The sequence below is a fragment of the Exilispira thermophila genome (assembly GCF_055389015.1).
Genome location: NZ_AP042476.1, coordinates 1,293,879 through 1,311,700, shown reverse-complemented (window position 1 = coordinate 1,311,700; position 17,822 = coordinate 1,293,879). Strand labels below are relative to the sequence as shown.

Below are 17,822 nucleotides of genomic sequence, written 5' to 3'. Positions count from 1 at the left end.
ACTTTTAATTATAAATTAAAAAATAATATAAAAATTACTAAAGTTTTTTTTAAACTTTCGAAAACTAATAATGAATATAATAAAATTTAGTCTCTTTTATTGTGTCATCCATAAAAAATATAATAAAATAGCGTAAAGGTATACATTTTTATCCTCCTCTATATTATTTTTCAATTTCATTATCGGTGGAAAAATTTTAAATCTTTATATTTATCAATAAATTTTTTATCAATTTTTAAATATTTTATTGCTTTTTTTTTAATCAAATTTACTTTGTAAAAAAAATGTTATATACAGGAGTTATTTATGACTGAATCCAGAATTAAGGCCTTAATAGAGGAATATGATTTTAATAAAGTAGTTGAATTTGCTCAAGAATTAATACAAATACCCAGTTTGTCAGGTAATGAAAAAAAGGTAGTACAAAAATGTATTACTGAAGCTACATTGCTAGGTTTTGATGAAAGTTATTATGATAAAGTTGGTAACTTTATTGGAAAGATAAAACTTGGAAATGGAAAAGGTAAAAAGATTGTTTTGTCTGGACATTTGGATACAGTAAATGCTGATCCTTCTCAGTGGGATGAAGATACAAAACCATTCTCTGCTTCAATTAAAGATAATAAACTTTATGGTAGAGGTTCTTCTGATATGAAAGGAGCTTTTGCTATAATGTTTCATGCAGCTTCTTTATTAAAAAAATTATTGGCTAATGATTATAATGGCGAAATATATGTTGTTGGAAGCGTTGTAGAAGAATTATTTGAAGGTGTTAACTTTTTACATGCAATAAATAATATTAAACCTGATGTTATTATTATAGGTGAAGCTAGTGAAAGAAGGGTTAATATTGCTCAAAGGGGTAGAGCTGAAATATTAATAACAGTTTTTGGTAAAAGTAAACATGCTTCAGTAGGAAGAACAACAATTAATAGTATTGAACAGGTGGCATATATTATTGATGCATTTCATAGACATTATAAATCTGAAGTTTTTCCTTTATTAGGGAAAAGAAATATTGTTCCTACTGATATTAAAATTCCTGTTGGAGGTGGTGGTGGAATAGATGGAAGAGGTGGAAATTCAACTGTTCCGAATAAAGTTGAATTAACTTATGATGTCAGAACAATTCCTGGGGATACTGAAGAAACAATAATAGAATTAATAAGGAAAAATATTGATTTTGTTGTAAGAAATGCTAAAAAAAGATATAAGGATTTTAAAGATCCTAAGATTGAATTTGCAAAAGAAAAAGCTGTTACATATACTGGAGTAGAAATATCTCAAAATAAATTTGCTCCTGCCTGGAAAACAGACGAAAATAATGAAATAATTAAAAAAGCTTTAGAAGGATTAAAAAAAGCCAAATTAAAAGCAGAAATTGGAGCATATAGTTTTTGTACTGATGGTTCAGCTATAATTAAATATAGAGAGTTAAATCCTGATTCCAATACTGTTGTATTTGGATATGGTCCATCAAAAGAATCATTAGCTCATATTGTAAATGAATATATTGAACTTGAAGAAATGCATGAAGCTTTTAAAGGATATATTGCTATAATTACTTCTCTATTAAGTGAATAACTATAAATATTTTTTTACAATTAATTATTTATAAATAAACTAATTTAAAAAGTGTAAAATAATAATTTGTTAAATGTACTTTTTTTGTTTAAAGACTTTTCAAAATAATTTACTAAAATTTATTCATTAATCGCTCCACAATTGGGGCGATTTTTTTATTCTTTTTTTTGGTTTAACATAAAAAACTATTTTCAAACATTAAAAATTAAATTAAAAATAAATTAAAATGTTATAAAATTATTATAGATATAATGAAATTGATGTTTTTTATGAAAAATAAAAATTAATTATTTGAATAAAATAAAAAGAAAATGTTAAATAATATTAATTAATATGAAAAAATAAATTAATTTAATAATATAAGTAGATAAATTAATATAATTAAGTAAAATAACAATTATCGAATTATTATAAAAAAATATATTATTAAATCTTGATAAAATTAAAAAATGTCTTTAAATATAAAATGAAAGAAATTGTAAAAAAAATATTGACCTAATATTATTAGGCTAATAAAATTAAGGGGGTTTATATGTTAACAACTGCTTTTAGAGGAAGAGATTATATTGATCCAGAAATTAGTTATTCTAAGGAAGAATGGGAAACATTAATTGATGTAGCTCTTGATTTAAAGAGAAGAAAGCTAATGGGTGAAGACCATACCCATTTATTAAAGAATAAAGTACTTTACATGATGTTTTATAATCAGTCATTAAGAACAAGAAGTACATTTGATGTTGGTATTCAACAGCTAGGTGGTTTTTCTGTTAATCTTGAACCTGGAAAAACTTATACTCCAGCTAGAAAAGGTTTTGAAATTCCATATAAAACTGAAAGAATTATAGATGTTGCAAATGTGTTAAATAGAACTGGTGATGCTATTGCTATTAGAATGTATGGAGAAGCTGCTTATTGGATTTATGGATTTGGTCATGAAACTATAAAAGAATTTGCTCATTATGCAAAAATACCTATCATCAACATGGAAGATGATGTTTTTCATCCAACTCAATTATTGGCTGATTTAATTACAGTTAAAGAAAAATTTGGTAGCTTTAAAGGTAAAAAAGTTGTAATGAGCTGGGCTTATTCAGGGTCAGCTGAAAAACCATTAGCAGTTCCACAAAGTGTTGTTTTAGGTTTTACTCTAATGGGTGCTAATGTAGTTCTTGCTAGACCAAAAGGTTTTGAACTTCATGAAGATGTAATTAAAAAATGTAAAGAATATGCATCTATGAATGGTTCAACTTTTGAAGAAACTGATGATATGGAAGCTGCTTTTGAAAATGCTGATGTTGTTTATCCAAAAAGCTGGGGTTCTTTACAAACATTTGCTAAAGTTGATGAAAATGGTAAAAAAATTAAAGAACCTGATTTTAAACTTATGAAAGAGTTATTTGAAAAAAACAAAGATTGGATATGTGATTCTAAAAAAATGAAATTAATAAAACCTAATGGTATTTATATGCATTGCTTACCAATGGATAGAGGAATGGAAGTAACTGATGAAGTAGCAGATGGTCCTCAATCTGTAATTTATGATCAAGCAGAAAATAGGTTACATGCACATAAAGCAATAATGTCTTTAATAATGCAATAAATTTTAAAAAGTATAGATTTTAAAATATTTGATTTTATATTTATACAGGTTATAAGTTAATGCAAAAAAAGGAGGAATATATGGTTATTGATCTAACTGGAAGAGATATTATTACAACTCAGGAGTTGTCAGTTGAAGAAATTGAAGCAATTTTACAATTAGCTGAAAAAATGAAAGCAAACAGGTTTGATTTAAGATGGGCTAAACTTTTAGAAAATAAAACTTTTATAATGCTATTTTATAATCCATCTTTAAGAACTAGAATTTCATTTGAAGTTGCTGCAACTGAGCTTGGAGGTCATGCTATTTATCTTGAACCAAAAGCAATGAGATTAAAAAAAGTTAAAAATGGTGTTGAAGTACAGGCTGGTGAAACTATTGAAGATGCAGCAAAAGTATTTGCTCGATATGGGAAAGGTCTTGGAATTAGAATTTTAGAAACTTCAGTTGAAAACTATGGAGAAGGTAATGCTATATTAAGAGAATATGCAAAACATATGGATATTCCTGTTTTAAATATGGCTGATGATAAATATCATCCAATGCAAGGTTTAGCTGATGTTATGGCTATGAGACAACATAGAGGAAATTTAAGAGGGAAAACATTACTTCTCACATGGGCTCATGGTGCATTAGCAAGATCATATTGTTCTGTTCATGAAGCATTATTAATTAATTCAAGATTAGGCATGAATATAAGGTTAGCTTATCCTAAAGGATGGGAGCTTCCTGAAGAGGAAATCGAAAAAGTTAAGATGAATTGTAAACAAAATGGGATGAAATTTGAGGTAACTCATGATCCTGATGAAGCTTATACAGAAGAAGTTGAATTTGTATATTCTAGAAATTGGTTTTCCCCTGATTTTTATAAAATAGGGAAACAAGCTGAAATAGAAAAAGCTTCAAAAATGACTAATTGGATAACAACTGAAGAGAGAATGAAAAGAACAAATAATGGTCTTTTTATTCATCCAATGCCTGTAGATAGAGGTAAAGAAGTTGAAGATCAAGTTGCCAGTGGTCCAAATTCTATTATCATAGATATAGCTGAAAACAGATTGCATGTACAGAAAGCAGCAATGGCAATGACTATGGCTGGTTATAAAGTTGATTTAGATCCAAGAGTTATTAGATAAGATTATAGTAATTAAATTGTTGCAATTTTTATATTTAAGAGGTTTTAATAGTTTAAAAATTTTTATAATTTTAATAATTTTAATAATTTTAATAGTTTTAATAATAAGTTAAAAACTTAAAATATTTATTTTATGATATTTTTGTATTTTTATTGTTATTTAATTCATTTTTAAAATAGTTAAGAATAGTAAATTAAAAATGGTATTTCACAAAAATTGGAGGTTGTAAATGGATAAAAGAAAATTGGTAGTAATTGCTTTAGGAGGCAATGCAATCAAACAAGCAAATGAAAAAGGGACCGCTGAAGAACAATTTAAAAATGTTGAAATTACTTGTGAACAATTAATAAAAATGAATGAACTGGGATATAAATTGGTTATAACACATGGTAATGGTCCTCAAGCTGGAAATTTGTTAATTCAACAGGAAGAAGGAACAATATTAGTACCTGCTCAACCATTAGATATTGTTGGAGCAATGACTCAGGGACAGATAGGTTATATGTTTCAAAATACTTTAAGAAATTTCTTCTTAAAAAAAGGAAAAAACATACCTATAGGAACTGTTATTACTCAAGTTTTAGTTGATGAAAATGATCCAGATTTTCAAGATCCTACAAAACCGGTTGGTCCATTTTACACTAAAGAGGAAGCTTTAAAATTAAAAGAAGAAAAAGGTTATGTTGTAAAACAGGTTAAACCAACAGGTGAAAAAAATTGGAGAAGAGTAGTTCCATCTCCAGAACCTAAACAAATAATTGAAGCAGATGTTGTGAGATCATTGATAGACGCAAGAGCTATAGTTATTGCATCAGGTGGCGGTGGTGTTCCAGTTATGAAAAAAGAAGATGGAACATATAAAGGGCTTGAAGCTGTAATAGATAAAGATAAAGCAGGTAATGTTTTAGCTCAGTCAGTAAATGCAGATATTTTTCTAATTTTAACTGATGTTGAAAATGCATATATAAATTATGGGAAACCTGACCAAAAAGCAGTTGGTAAAATTACAGTTAAAGAAGCTGAAAAATTATATAATGAAGGCCATTTTTTAAAAGGAAGTATGGGACCAAAAATTTTAGCTGCAATAAGATTTGTTAAATCGGGTGGTGAAAAAGCCATTATTACTTCTTTATCAAAAGCAGTAGAAGCATTAAATGAAAAAACAGGAACTATAATTGTACCTGATTAATTAATAAATGCAATTTGTGCTATAAAAGGGTCTGCCGTTTTGAATCAGGCAGTCCCTTTTTTATTAACTAATAAAATAGTATTAAAGTACATAGATTTATTTTGGTATATACATTTACATAAATTTTAAAAATGCTATATTTTATTACTTATTGAAATGTTCAATTTATATTCGTTAATTACTTTTTTTTAGTGATCGTAGAAAGGGGGGGTTATGGAATTTAAATATAAATGTAGTAATTGTGGAAAAGAGTATGAAATTAATTCAGAACTTATGCTATGCCCACATTGTAGAGAAGAGAGTTTATCTGGCAAACCATTAAAAGGGGTATTGGAGGTTGAACTTCCTGATGAACTTAAAAATTCAGAAGTTTCTAATATTGAGAAACTATTACCAATAGAAGAGAAATATTTTGTTAAAAATCTTGTAGGAAATACTCCTTTTTTACCTGTAAAAAATATAGAAAAAAAGTATGGATTTAATAATATTTTTGTTAAAAATGATTCTCTTAACTTAACAGGTTCATTAAAAGATAGAGCATCTTATCTTGTAGCTGCATTTGCTAAAAAGTTTAATTTTAAAGAGATAGTCTTAGCTTCAACAGGAAATGCTGCTTCTTCAATGGCTGGTATTGCTGCAGCATTTGGGTTAAAAACAACAATATTTCTTCCTGAAAATGCTCCTAAAGCAAAATTAATTCAATGTTTACAATTTGGAGCAAAACTAATCCCTGTGAAAGGTAATTATGATTCTGCTTATGACCTTTCACTTGAATACTCTTTGAAATATAATAAATTAAACAGAAATACAGCTTATAATCCAATGACAATTGAAGGGAAAAAAACTGTAGCTATTGAAATGTTTAATCAATTAAAAAAATTTAATAAAGAAAATGAGAAAAATTTAAATATTGATTATGTTTTTGTTCCAGTTGGAGATGGAGTTATCTTAAGTGGTGTTATTAAAGGATTTTTGGATTTAAAATATACAAATGCATTAAAAAAATTTCCTAAAATAATTGCTGTACAATCTGATAAGTCATCTTTTATATATAATGGTTTTAAACATAATGATTTCAATCTTTCATATAAAGCAACAACAATTGCTGATTCAATTAGTGTTGATATTGCAAGGAATGGGTATAAAGCTGTAAATGATTTGAAAAAGGTTAATGGAGATGTAATTTTGGTTTCTGATAACGAAATTTTATCAGCTCAACTAGAGTTATCTAAATTAGCTGGTGTTTTTTCAGAACCTGCTGGAGCGACTTCTTATGCTGGATTTTTAAAATATAGAGAACAAATTAAAAAGGATGAAACTGTTGCTATATTAATAACAGGAAATGGATTAAAAGATTTAAATAATGCTTCAAAATTAATTAAAATACCAGAAGCTATTGAACCCAATATAAAAAAAGTTGAAGAAGTTTTAAAGAGGGATTAGTATTTTTTTTCTAAAAATTAAAATCTAAAAAATTAATCTGTAATTTTATAATAATTTTTCTATTAAATCTAAAAGAATATTTCTTTTAAGTTTATTATAACCTTTCTATAAATTTATAATAATATTTCTAATAAATTTATTATATTTCTTTTAATGAATTTTAATTTGAATTTTAATTATAAATTTAGATACCACCAATTCAAATTAAATGTAAATAATTCAAATAAAAATTTTTAAAATTTGTTTGACTTTAAAATTCAATAAATTAAAAGTTAAACCAGTATCATTTTACAGTTGAAGTGCTAAATCATTAAATAGTAGCAAGTAATTTATTAATTAATAAATTGTTTTATTTATTTTTTTATTTTATTTATATTTTATTTATTAATATTTTAAGGAGTAAAAATATATGGTTTCATTTAATGAAATTAAAAAACTTATTCAAGCAGAAAAGTTAGATTCTATTCAACTAAAATTTATTGATTTAAAAGGAAGTTTAAGAAGAGTAACAATTTCAGCTTCAGAGTTTAATGAAAAACTTTTAAAACTTGGGATAGGATTTGATGGTTCATCAGTCACTGGATTCAGAAAAGTATCTGCAGGAGACCTTGTTCTAATTCCAGATTTAACAACAATGCATTTTGAGCCATTTTCAAATAAAAAATTATTGTCTTTTATGTGTGATATTAAAGAAGCAGATACACGGGAGCAATTTCCAGATGATCCAAGGTTTATAGCTAAAAAAGCTATTGATTATATTAATTCTTTAAATATTGCTGATGAAGCTTATTTTGCTCCTGAATATGAATTTTACCTTTTTTCAAAAGTATCATATGATTCAAAAAGCCATTACTCGTTTTATCATATTGATACTGAAGAAGGGTACTGGAATAATGAATTTAATGAAAATGATGTATCTTATTTAGCTATAGATAAACATCAGGGATATCATAAAGCTTTTCCTGAAGATAGATATTTTTTTGTTAGAGATGAAGTAATAAATGTAATGAAAGATTTGGGTATGGAATTTAGATATCATCATCATGAGGTTGGAGGACCATCACAGCACGAAATTGAAATACCGCTAATTCCTATTTTTAATGCTTGTGAAACTACAATCTGGGTAAAATACATAGTTAAAAATATTGCTAGAAAACATGGATTATTTGCAACATTTATGCCAAAACCATTATCTTCTGATGCAGGTTCTGGTATGCATTGTCATATCACTTTAAAAAAAGATGGAAAAAATTTATTTTATGGAAATAATTATGCTAATCTTTCAAAAGAAGCTTTATATTTCATAGGTGGAATTTTAAAACATGGAAAAGCATTAACTGCAATTGCCAATCCTACAATTAATTCTTTCAAAAGACTTGTTCCTGGTTTTGAAGCACCTACAAATTTATTTTTCTCTTTAGGAAATAGGTCTGCAGCAATAAGAATTCCTAAATATAGTACAAATTCTGAAGATATAAGGATTGAATTCAGAACTCCTGATGCATCATCTAACCCATATTTTGCTTTACCTGCAATTCTTATGGCAGGAATTGATGGAATTCAAAATAAAATAGACCCAGAAAAGAATAATTTTGGGCCTATTGATAAAAATATATTTGATTTAAGTGAAAAAGAACTTTCCAACATCTCTTCAATTCCAAAAACATTAGAGCAGGCTTTAGAAGAACTTGAAAAAGATAATGATTTTTTAAGAAAAGGTAATGTATTTACTGAAGGATTTTTAGATTCATGGATAAATACTAAAATCAAAGAAATAGAACAATTTAGACATAGTGTGGATCCTCTTGAATACAAATTATATTTTAATGTTTAATTTTTTGTGTTTATCTATAATATTTATTGATTAAATATAAATCTTCTAATACTTACTTAAATTAAAAAAGTAATTTTTCTAATATTTACTTAAATTAAAAAATGCTAATATTTATTTTACTTGAAAAAAAAGACAATTTATGTTATATATAGATTGCTGTTGAATAGATTTATAAAATTGGTGAAGTTTTATTATGATTAAACAAAAAGAATTGATATGTATTTCATGCCCATTAGGTTGTCATTTAGTTGCAAAAATTGATACTGAAACCAATGAAATATCTATAGAAGGTAACAGATGTCCAAGGGGAGAAGTATATGGAAAAGAAGAATTGCTTTCTCCTAAAAGGGTTGTAACAGCAACAGTTAAAATTAATTCAAAATATATAAATCGAATTCCTGTTAAAACTAATAAACCTATAGATAAAAATCTAATTAATAATCTATTAAAAGAACTTTATAGTATTGAAGTTTCTGCTCCTAAAAAGATTGGTGAAAAATTAATCACAAATTATAAAAACACTAATGTTGATGTAGTTTTTACAAGAACTATAGAATATTAATAAAAGCTTATAATAATCTAGTTAATCACGATTGTAGTCAATTATATTTTATACTTAATAAATTTATTCTTTATATAATTTTGAAAAAAATAGTTTATTATTTATACTTTTAATAAGAAACACAATTCTAAAATTTTTTTAATTATAATTATTATTGACCCTATTATTAGTAATTATTATAAAAGTAGCTATTATTTTAAACTTACTGTAATTGAATTATACAAATATTATGTAAATATTTATTTTTAAATTAAAAAATATTTAACCTTAATATTATATTTTTAATATATTTTGTTTAGTAAGTTTTATTTAATTTTAATATGGAGTTTAAGATGGAAAATAAAAATATTAACAATTATGAAAATATTAATTTGTTTATTGATAGAGTAATTTCAGATGCTATTCTTTTTAATCAAATTCCTTCAAATATTGATAATGAAGAGGAAAGGATAGATTTTATTAAAAATAGACTTACTGAGTTTGGAATACCCAAAGTTGAAGTTGATGAACATGGAAATATTTTCTTTGTTTTGAATAGTAAAGAAGAGAATGCAGAAACTATTTTACTTTTCACAAATATTGATATTCCTCAATACCCCGCAATTGAAAGTTTTGTTAAATTAAAAAGAAATAAAGCTTATGGAAGAGGGATTGCAGATAATAGTCTTGGAGTTGCATCCCTTTTAGTTTTAGCAGAATTTTTTTCAAAATATCAAATCAATCTTGATAAAAATCTTGCATTTTTATTCACTTCAAAAAGTGGTCATAAAAAAGATTTTGAAGGGATAAAATCATATTTAAAAAATTATACTAACAATTTATTATTTGCTATTAATGTTAAAGGATTAGGGTTAGGTAATATTGGACATAAAACAATTGGGCATTATAATATCAAAATTACTGCTGAAACCATAGGTGGAGATGTTTTTGAAAAAAATCAGAATATTTCAACAAAATCAGCAATCACTGTATTAGCTGGGATAACTTCGAGATTGATTAATATTGGGTGGCCAAAAGAATATGGCACAGTATTGAATATTTCTCAATTGATTGGAGGTATTGCTGACCAAAATATACCTACAAAAGGAGAATTGCACCTTGAACTATATTGTAAAGATATAAATTATCTTGAATATTCAAAAAGTATTATATTTGCAACTGTTGAAAAATATGCTGAAGAACTAAAAGTTGATCTTAAAAGTCAAATAATTTCATATATTCCCCCTTTAGAAATACCTGAAGATAATAATATTGTTAAAACAATTTATGATATACATAATTTTTTAGGTATAAAAAGTAAATCAGGTAAAATTACAGATGAATCAGCAATTTTAATAATGAATGGGATTCCAACTCTATCTCTTGGTATTAGTTATGGTAAAAAAAGTTTGGATGAAGAATATATAGAGATAAAGCCAATTGAATTAGGATTAAAACAGATTTATCTTGCTGTTACAAAAGGGGCAGAAATTTTTGCAAATAAAAATAATTAAAAATAACTATAAATAAAAAAGCAATATTAATTAAAATTTAAATTAAAATAGTTAAATATAAAACTAAAATGATAAATAATCTAGAAAAGGGGATATATTAATGACTAAAATGAATAACTTAATTTTAAAACATACATATCATCATGACCAATTTGCAGATAAAAAAAAGTTATTAAAATTAAAAGAGAAAAAAGGATTAAAAATATCTTTAGCTTTTCCAACTTTAAATGAAGAGAATACTATAGGAAAAGAGATATTAATAATTAAAACTGAATTGATGGAAAGATATCCATTACTTGATGAGATAGTTGTTATTGATTCTAATTCTGTTGATTTTACAAGAGAAATTGCAGCTGATTATGGAGCTAAAGTTTTTAAAGCAGATGATATATTACCTCAATACGGGAATAAAAGGGGAAAAGGGGAAAATCTATGGAAAAGTTTGTATGTATTGGAAGGTGATATTATTGTATGGATAGATGCAGATATACAAAATATACATCCAAAATTTGTTTATGGTCTTTTAGGACCTTTATTAGAAAATGATGAACTTTCCTATGTAAAAGCATTTTATGAAAGGCCAATAACAGGAGCAGATGGAGTTATTAGGCCTTCAGGTGGCGGTAGAGTGACAGAAATTCTAGTAAGACCTATTTTTTCACTTTTATATCCTGAACTTACAAATTTAGTTCAACCTTTAAGTGGTGAATATGCAGGAAGAAGAGAAATTTTAGAACAATTATCATTTTCAGTTGGATATGGAGTTGAAATTGGACATTTATTAGATATTTATCATAAATTTGGAATTAATGTTATTGGACAGGTAGATCTAGATAAGCGTATACATAGAAATCAATCTATATATTCTTTAAGTAAAATGGGATTCGCAATTTTAAAAACATTTTTATCAAGGGCTAAAATGTATAATGAACTTGATATTTTAAAACCATTATTAAATGAACATATAGCAATTAAAGTTAAAAATGGTAAACATAGTCTGGAATTTACAGAAATTTCATCTTTTGAAAGACCACCAATGATTTCCATCAAAGAATATAAGGAAAAATTTAAAAAGTAATAGAAGTATAAAATAAAATAGTTAAAAGTATAATTGTAAGCACTTAATTTATTATAAAAAAAAATAATAAAAAGGGTCATTAATTAACAAAAACAACAAATGATTTAATGATAGAGAAAGGGTAAGACATAAAAGTATCATTTTCCACCATGCATTTGAATGAGATTTGCGATTGTTTCATTTTTGTATTTAATTGCTAATTGAAGTGGAGTCTGTCCATCATTATCTTTTGCATTAACATCAGCACCACTATCAATAAGTATTTTTATTTTATATTTGCAAAAATTCATTAAAAAATTAATATTTTGTATATAAAACAAAAATTCAAAATTTCATTAAAGAAATAGAATTTGTTTTTTATTTTAATTAAAATATTTTTAATAAAATATGAGAAAAAAAGATGAGAAATAATTATGGTAAAAAAGCGAACAATTTATTTTATCCATTATCATTTTATCAAAGGTGGAGTAACAACTGTAATTAAGAATCAGATAGAAGTTTTAAAAGAAGAATTTAATATTGTTTTAATTGGTTCTAAAAAAATTGGTGAACCTTCTAAACTGGATTTTAATAATATTACTTTTTTAAATTTAGAAGAATTGGATTATCAATATTATGAGAAACTGGATTTTGAAGAATTTCAAAAAACTAAAAATAAAATTTTAAACTTTTTAAATAATAATATTGATCCTGTGAATGGAATATTGTTTGTTCATAATTATAATCTTGGAAAAAATGTTTCTTTTACTCAAGCTTTATTAGAGTTTATAACAGAAAAAAATATACCAACGTTTTTGCAGATACATGATTTTCCTGAATGTGCAAGATGGGAAAATTATAAATTTATAAAAAAATTTATAAATTTACCTTTATATCCAGCAAAAAATAATATTAAATATATTCTTATTAATAAAGATGATTACAACAGGATTTTAAAAACAAAAATCAATAATAACAATGTTTTTTATTTACCAAACCCAGTTAATTTAAATAATAGAAATAATATAGATATTGGAAAAGGTGTATATAAAAATTTTAGCAAAAATATAGATAAAAATATTGATAATACAAAAAATGATAATACAAATAAAAATATTAATAAAGAGATAGAATACAATATAAACAAAAATATAGATAAAAAAACAGATAACAATTTAGATTATAATTTGAAATATAATAAAAAATTTAGTTATAACAACGAAAAGGTTTTAGAAAATCTCTATAAAATTGCGAATGATGAAGGCTTTAATTTTAATCCAGAACTTCCAATTGTTTTATACCCTGTAAGAACAATTAGAAGAAAAAATATTTTAGAAGCTATTTTAATAGCGAGGATTTATAAAGATAAAATTAATCTATTGGTTACATTACCAGCTAATTCAGTAAAAGAAAGAAAATACGAAGAGATTGTTAAAAAGAGTTTTAAAAATAAAAATTTTTATGGAATGTGGGGAATTTCAAAAAAATATCCTCAATATTTTAATTCTATTGTTTCAATTTCAAAATTGTTCCTTTCAACTTCTGTACTTGAAGGTTTTGGATTAATGTTTATTGAAGCAATTTCAAAAGGAAAGTCTTTTTTTGCAAGAAATATAAATGTAATGAAAGATTTCCCATTTATTACAGAAAACATGGTTTATAAAAATTTTATTGTACCAGTTAATAAAAAAACAAAAGATAAATATATTAAATTGTATTTAAATAAAATTAATTCTTTGCCTGTTGAAATTACATTTAAAAAAAAGCTTGCACTTGACCTTTATTCTCTTTTTAATAATGATACACTTGATTTTTCATATTTTTCTTATGAAGACCAATATCTAATTTTGCAAAATAAAGAACTAATAAATGAAATTAGTAGGTTGAATAGAAGTGAACTTAATAAATTTGAAAATTTATTAACTATAAGTAAAAACAATTATGATATAAAACAAGATTCAATATCATATTTTTCTTTAACAAGCTATAAAGAAAAACTTTTAAGAATCATAAATGTTGACAATGATACTAATCAAAATAATTGTGATAATGACAATGTTAAAAACGATAAAAAATTTAGTAATACAAGCAAAAATGGTATAGGTAAAGATGATGTTACAAATAGTAAAATTGATAATAATGTTAACAATAAAATTTTAGAAAAAATAGGTTATAAAAAAGATTTAGAAAAATACAATATTGAAAAAGAAATTTTAGAATCATTTTTAAAATTTGAATACTTAAGATTACTTTTTGATTAAAGAATTTATTTACAACTTTTTATTAAAAAAAATAATAATTTATATAATTATAAAATAATAGGGTTGTCTATAAACTTATAAAATTGTTCTTTTTTAATTTAGAATATGTATTTGAATAGAAAAAAAGAGGATATCTTTTACTCTTCTAAAAAAATACAAAAATAGTTTAAATAATATTTGTAATAGTAAATTAGAAATTATAATTATTGGCTTTTAGTTTTTAGTATATTATAATTTTAGTTAATAAAAATAAATTTAATTAAGAAAGAAAGCATGGGAAAAAGAAAAGTATTAATTGTTCATTATAGAATTGGGGGAAATGATGGTGTATCATTAGAAATTAAGAAAAGGGAAAAAATTTTTGAATATTTAAATTTAAAAACAATTTTATTAGCAGGACCTTTATCTAAAAATGTTGACTATATAATTGAAGAACTTGAGTTCGATTTACCGGAAATAAATAAAATCAAGAAAAATTGTTTTGAAAAATTAAAAGATTTTGGTAATTGCGAGAGCCTTATAAATAAGATAAATGAAGTTGCAAGAAAAATATATAAAAAAATTGAAAAAATTTATAATATAGAGCATTTTGATTTTATTGTAGCGCATAATATTTTTTCTCATGGGAGACATATTTCTGCAGCTAAAGCTTTTTTTGATTTTTTGACTGAGTATAGAATTCCAACAATAGCATTTAATCATGATTTTTATTGGGATAGAGATATTTATAAAAATCCTACCTGTTTACCCATTAAAAAATATCTTAAAAAATATGTTCCACCAGTTAATGAGCTTATTAAACATGTTGTTATTAATAATTTTAATAAAAAGAGGTTAAAAGAACTTAAAAATATTGATAGTGAAATTTTACCTGACCTTTTTTATTATCCAGAAATAGAAAATAAATTTAATATGGAAGGTAATAAAAAAATAGAGATAATAAAAAAATTAAAAAAAGTAATTAATAATATTAATAGTAATCTTGATAAAAAAGTAAATCTTAATAAAGATCTTGTTTTTTTGCATGCAACTAGAATTGTTGAAAGAAAAGCTATTGAAATAGCAATTGATTTTGTGGATTATTTTAATTCTAATAATTATTTTAATAAATTAAAAGAGAAAAGTAAAATATTGTATAATAATAAAATATTGGAAAAAGATTCACAAATAGTTTTAATAATTTCAGGATATGCAGAATATGATTCATTAGATTATTTAAAGTTATTGAAAAGTTACGCTAAAACTAAAAATTTAAAAATTATATTTATAGGAGATTTTTTAAAAAATAATCAAAATGATAAAATTGGAAATTATAAAATAAATAATAATTATGTTAATACTAATTTAAATAATAGTAATTATAATGAACAAAGATATAATAATGATTATAATGAAAAAAGGCATGATAATTATAATAATCATCATAATGATAACAATTCTTATAAAAATAATTATAATAAAAACAATTCAGTAAAATTAACTTTATGGGAATTATATTCAATAGCAGATGTAGTTACATATACAAGTATTAATGAAGGATTTGGTAATCAATTTTTAGAGGCTGTTTGGGCTAAGAAACCTATAGTTGTATTTGAATATCCAGTTTTTAAAAGTGATATAAAACAGAAAAATTTTGTGTATATTTCACTAGGCGATAAAGCAAGTAAAAAAAATGATTTATCTTTTAATCATTTCTGGGAGATTCCAAAAAGTAATTTAGAAAAAGGAGCTGAATTATTAACCAAATTCTTATTAAAAAAGAATACAAAAGAATTGCTTAAAAAAAATTTCAATATTGCTTATAATAATTATTCAATTGAAACTCAATCAATAATTTATAAAAAGTTATTAAATCTTTTGTAAAGAAGAATAATTATAAATAAGAATTTTTATAAGTAATGATTTTTTATAAATGATAATATCAATTATAATGATATCCACAAAAGGAAGAATTTAAAATTATGTTTAAGAAAAATAAAAGATTTATTATAGATGAATCAAATTATATTGATTTTTACAATTACACAAATGAAAAGTTCAATTACCTTGAAAATGGGATTACACTTTTTGTTTTTCAAGAAAAAAGAAAAAATAAAGGTTTAAAATGTAATAACAACTTTAATTCTATAGAACAAAAAAATAAAAATAAAAATGTTAACAAGGTTAATTTTAAAGCAATTTTTTTAAAACTTAACAAAGAAAAAAGTGATTATGTTATAATTCCAAACAGAGAAGGGGAAAAGATAAATTTAAAAAAAGGGGAAAATAAACTTAATAAGTTTTTAAAAGAGAATAATTTAAATATTAATTTTGCAAAAATTGTTTATCCATCAATAGCTTCCACTAATCTTATTGTTTTTAAAATCGGAAAAAAGTTATTTTTTTTATATTCTCCTTCAAATAAAAAGTTTTTGGTAACAAACTATATTATAAAAGAAGATGAAGAAAATTTATATATTGAAATTAATAGTTGTGAAAAGTATTGGTTATTTTTTAATATTAATTTAGACAGCAAAATAAATGATATTAGCGATATTGATAGTAATATTAAAGCTTATTCATATGCTAAAAATTTGATTAATAAGATTAATAATAAATTTCAAGCGAAGATTAAAGAAAGCAAAATTTATGCAAATTATTTTATTCAGGTTGGTTTTATTTCTCCAGATCTCTATTATGATAAAAATAACAAAATTGGTTTTATGGTTTTAAAAAAGATTTCAGAGCTTATTAAAAATAAACTTGGGAATAATAATATAATTCATATTTTTGGTTATTCAAAAGGGCATGATATAGATTATCCTGATTATACTCCTTCAAAATTATTAGGTGGGTTGAAATTATTAAAAAAAGCCATTGAAGAAGTGCATAAAAATAATCAGAAAGTTTCAATCTATTTAAATTCAAGAATTGCTTCAAAAGAACTGGTGGATCAGAACAAAGTTTTAAAAAAGGCTATTTTTTATAATGAAGATGGAAATTGTGTAATAGAGAAATATAATGAACGCAAATTTTATGTAATGAATCCTGATTCAAAGATCTGGATAAAGACATTGCTTAAATGGGTTAAATTATTTAAAAAAATAAAAGTTGATGGAATTCAGTTAGATCAAATTGGTGGTAGAGAAGCATTAACAAAACCCTGTAGCAACTGGGGAAAAGGGTATTATAAATTAATAAAAAAAATCCAGAAAAATAAAATGTTTGTCTGGATACAGGGATGTTCAAGTATTTATCCTGCTGATATATATGAACTTACTTATAGAAAACCTAAAATATTGAAAAATGGGATAATTAGAGGTGGGACACCAATTGGAGAATCAAATTTTTTACCCATTATTCTTGTTAATACAAGTAAAATGTTTTTAATACCATTATCAAAATTAAAATATATACCTGAAAATTTAAAAATTCGTTATGTAATAGATATTGAATACGAAAAAGGGCGATTATTTATTTATAATGAAGATTATTTAAAAAATTTAGAGGATTCAATAGAGAAATTTAAAATAATAAAAAAGTAATAAAAAATTAATAAAAAATGTACAAATATTGATAATTGTTAATAATATATTTGTTATTAATAATAAAATTAAATTTAATATTGACAAAATCTAAAAGTAATTTATATAATTTAATAAGTATAATAGAAAAAGGAGGTCC

At 23.8% G+C, this 17,822-nt stretch carries 13 protein-coding genes; 12 read left to right on the top strand and 1 reads right to left on the bottom strand.

Features of this window, described 5'->3' with window-relative positions; all coding sequences use genetic code 11:
* Nucleotides 1–306 precede the first annotated feature (306 nt).
* The 9 genes from ACZ5EC_RS05590 to ACZ5EC_RS05550 all read left to right on the top strand — a co-directional run bounded on the left by ACZ5EC_RS05590 (nucleotide 307) and on the right by ACZ5EC_RS05550 (nucleotide 11,919).
* Nucleotides 307–1,584 (top strand): M20/M25/M40 family metallo-hydrolase, encoded by a 1,278-nt coding sequence (locus ACZ5EC_RS05590; RefSeq protein ID WP_464303972.1) that lies wholly within the window; start codon nucleotides 307–309, stop codon nucleotides 1,582–1,584.
* 532 nt (nucleotides 1,585–2,116) lie between these two features.
* Nucleotides 2,117–3,184, top strand: coding sequence for an ornithine carbamoyltransferase (locus tag ACZ5EC_RS05585; protein ID WP_464303971.1), 1,068 nt, complete (start codon nucleotides 2,117–2,119; stop codon nucleotides 3,182–3,184).
* Between the two features lie 80 nt (nucleotides 3,185–3,264).
* Nucleotides 3,265–4,320 (top strand): ornithine carbamoyltransferase, encoded by a 1,056-nt coding sequence (locus ACZ5EC_RS05580; protein ID WP_464303970.1) that lies wholly within the window; start codon nucleotides 3,265–3,267, stop codon nucleotides 4,318–4,320.
* A 229-nt stretch (nucleotides 4,321–4,549) separates the two neighbouring features.
* Complete coding sequence (gene arcC, locus ACZ5EC_RS05575) at nucleotides 4,550–5,509, top strand: carbamate kinase (protein ID WP_464303969.1); 960 nt, start codon at nucleotides 4,550–4,552, stop codon at nucleotides 5,507–5,509.
* A gap of 213 nt (nucleotides 5,510–5,722) precedes the next feature.
* The gene (locus ACZ5EC_RS05570) at nucleotides 5,723–6,952 is read left to right on the top strand and encodes a threonine synthase (protein ID WP_464303968.1); all 1,230 of its coding nucleotides are present in this window, start codon (nucleotides 5,723–5,725) and stop codon (nucleotides 6,950–6,952) included.
* A gap of 409 nt (nucleotides 6,953–7,361) precedes the next feature.
* Nucleotides 7,362–8,786, top strand: coding sequence for a type I glutamate--ammonia ligase (glnA, locus tag ACZ5EC_RS05565; protein ID WP_464303967.1), 1,425 nt, complete (start codon nucleotides 7,362–7,364; stop codon nucleotides 8,784–8,786).
* A 193-nt stretch (nucleotides 8,787–8,979) separates the two neighbouring features.
* Nucleotides 8,980–9,348 carry a DUF1667 domain-containing protein gene (locus tag ACZ5EC_RS05560; protein WP_464303966.1) on the top strand — a complete coding sequence of 123 codons (369 nt, stop codon included), beginning with the start codon at nucleotides 8,980–8,982 and terminating at the stop codon, nucleotides 9,346–9,348.
* Nucleotides 9,349–9,680: 332 nt separating this feature from the next.
* A complete protein-coding gene (locus ACZ5EC_RS05555) occupies nucleotides 9,681–10,841 on the top strand; it encodes a hypothetical protein (RefSeq protein ID WP_464303965.1) in 1,161 nt (386 codons plus the stop codon).
* Nucleotides 10,842–10,941: 100 nt separating this feature from the next.
* On the top strand, nucleotides 10,942–11,919 hold the full coding sequence (locus ACZ5EC_RS05550; protein WP_464303964.1) for a glucosyl-3-phosphoglycerate synthase: 978 nt from the start codon (nucleotides 10,942–10,944) through the stop codon (nucleotides 11,917–11,919).
* Between the two features lie 137 nt (nucleotides 11,920–12,056).
* Here the strand turns inward: ACZ5EC_RS05550 and ACZ5EC_RS05545 are convergent, their stop codons facing one another.
* Nucleotides 12,057–12,209: an ankyrin repeat domain-containing protein gene (locus ACZ5EC_RS05545; RefSeq protein ID WP_464303963.1), complete on the bottom strand. Its 153-nt coding sequence runs from the start codon at nucleotides 12,207–12,209 to the stop codon at nucleotides 12,057–12,059.
* A 123-nt stretch (nucleotides 12,210–12,332) separates the two neighbouring features.
* On the opposite strand from ACZ5EC_RS05545, the gene ACZ5EC_RS05540 reads away from it, so the two are divergent.
* From ACZ5EC_RS05540 to ACZ5EC_RS05530, 3 genes are all read left to right on the top strand, one after another.
* Nucleotides 12,333–14,159: a hypothetical protein gene (locus ACZ5EC_RS05540; protein WP_464303962.1), complete on the top strand. Its 1,827-nt coding sequence runs from the start codon at nucleotides 12,333–12,335 to the stop codon at nucleotides 14,157–14,159.
* A gap of 273 nt (nucleotides 14,160–14,432) precedes the next feature.
* Complete coding sequence (locus ACZ5EC_RS05535) at nucleotides 14,433–16,022, top strand: glycosyltransferase (RefSeq protein ID WP_464303961.1); 1,590 nt, start codon at nucleotides 14,433–14,435, stop codon at nucleotides 16,020–16,022.
* 98 nt (nucleotides 16,023–16,120) lie between these two features.
* Nucleotides 16,121–17,683, top strand: coding sequence for a DUF6259 domain-containing protein (locus tag ACZ5EC_RS05530; protein WP_464303960.1), 1,563 nt, complete (start codon nucleotides 16,121–16,123; stop codon nucleotides 17,681–17,683).
* The last annotated feature ends 139 nt before the right edge of the window (nucleotides 17,684–17,822 follow it).

Excerpts from the sequence above, each read along its gene's own strand:
- ACZ5EC_RS05540 (WP_464303962.1), top strand. The coding sequence starts at position 12,333 with ATGGTAAAAAAGCGAACAATTTATTTTATCCATTATCATTTTATCAAA.
- ACZ5EC_RS05580 (WP_464303970.1), top strand. The coding sequence starts at position 3,265 with ATGGTTATTGATCTAACTGGAAGAGATATTATTACAACTCAGGAGTTG.
- ACZ5EC_RS05545 (WP_464303963.1), bottom strand. The coding sequence starts at position 12,209 with ATGAATTTTTGCAAATATAAAATAAAAATACTTATTGATAGTGGTGCT.
- arcC (WP_464303969.1), top strand. The coding sequence starts at position 4,550 with ATGGATAAAAGAAAATTGGTAGTAATTGCTTTAGGAGGCAATGCAATC.
- ACZ5EC_RS05585 (WP_464303971.1), top strand. The coding sequence starts at position 2,117 with ATGTTAACAACTGCTTTTAGAGGAAGAGATTATATTGATCCAGAAATT.
- ACZ5EC_RS05530 (WP_464303960.1), top strand. The coding sequence starts at position 16,121 with ATGTTTAAGAAAAATAAAAGATTTATTATAGATGAATCAAATTATATT.
- ACZ5EC_RS05550 (WP_464303964.1), top strand. The coding sequence starts at position 10,942 with ATGACTAAAATGAATAACTTAATTTTAAAACATACATATCATCATGAC.
- glnA (WP_464303967.1), top strand. The coding sequence starts at position 7,362 with ATGGTTTCATTTAATGAAATTAAAAAACTTATTCAAGCAGAAAAGTTA.
- ACZ5EC_RS05590 (WP_464303972.1), top strand. The coding sequence starts at position 307 with ATGACTGAATCCAGAATTAAGGCCTTAATAGAGGAATATGATTTTAAT.
- ACZ5EC_RS05555 (WP_464303965.1), top strand. The coding sequence starts at position 9,681 with ATGGAAAATAAAAATATTAACAATTATGAAAATATTAATTTGTTTATT.
- ACZ5EC_RS05535 (WP_464303961.1), top strand. The coding sequence starts at position 14,433 with ATGGGAAAAAGAAAAGTATTAATTGTTCATTATAGAATTGGGGGAAAT.
- ACZ5EC_RS05570 (WP_464303968.1), top strand. The coding sequence starts at position 5,723 with ATGGAATTTAAATATAAATGTAGTAATTGTGGAAAAGAGTATGAAATT.
- ACZ5EC_RS05560 (WP_464303966.1), top strand. The coding sequence starts at position 8,980 with ATGATTAAACAAAAAGAATTGATATGTATTTCATGCCCATTAGGTTGT.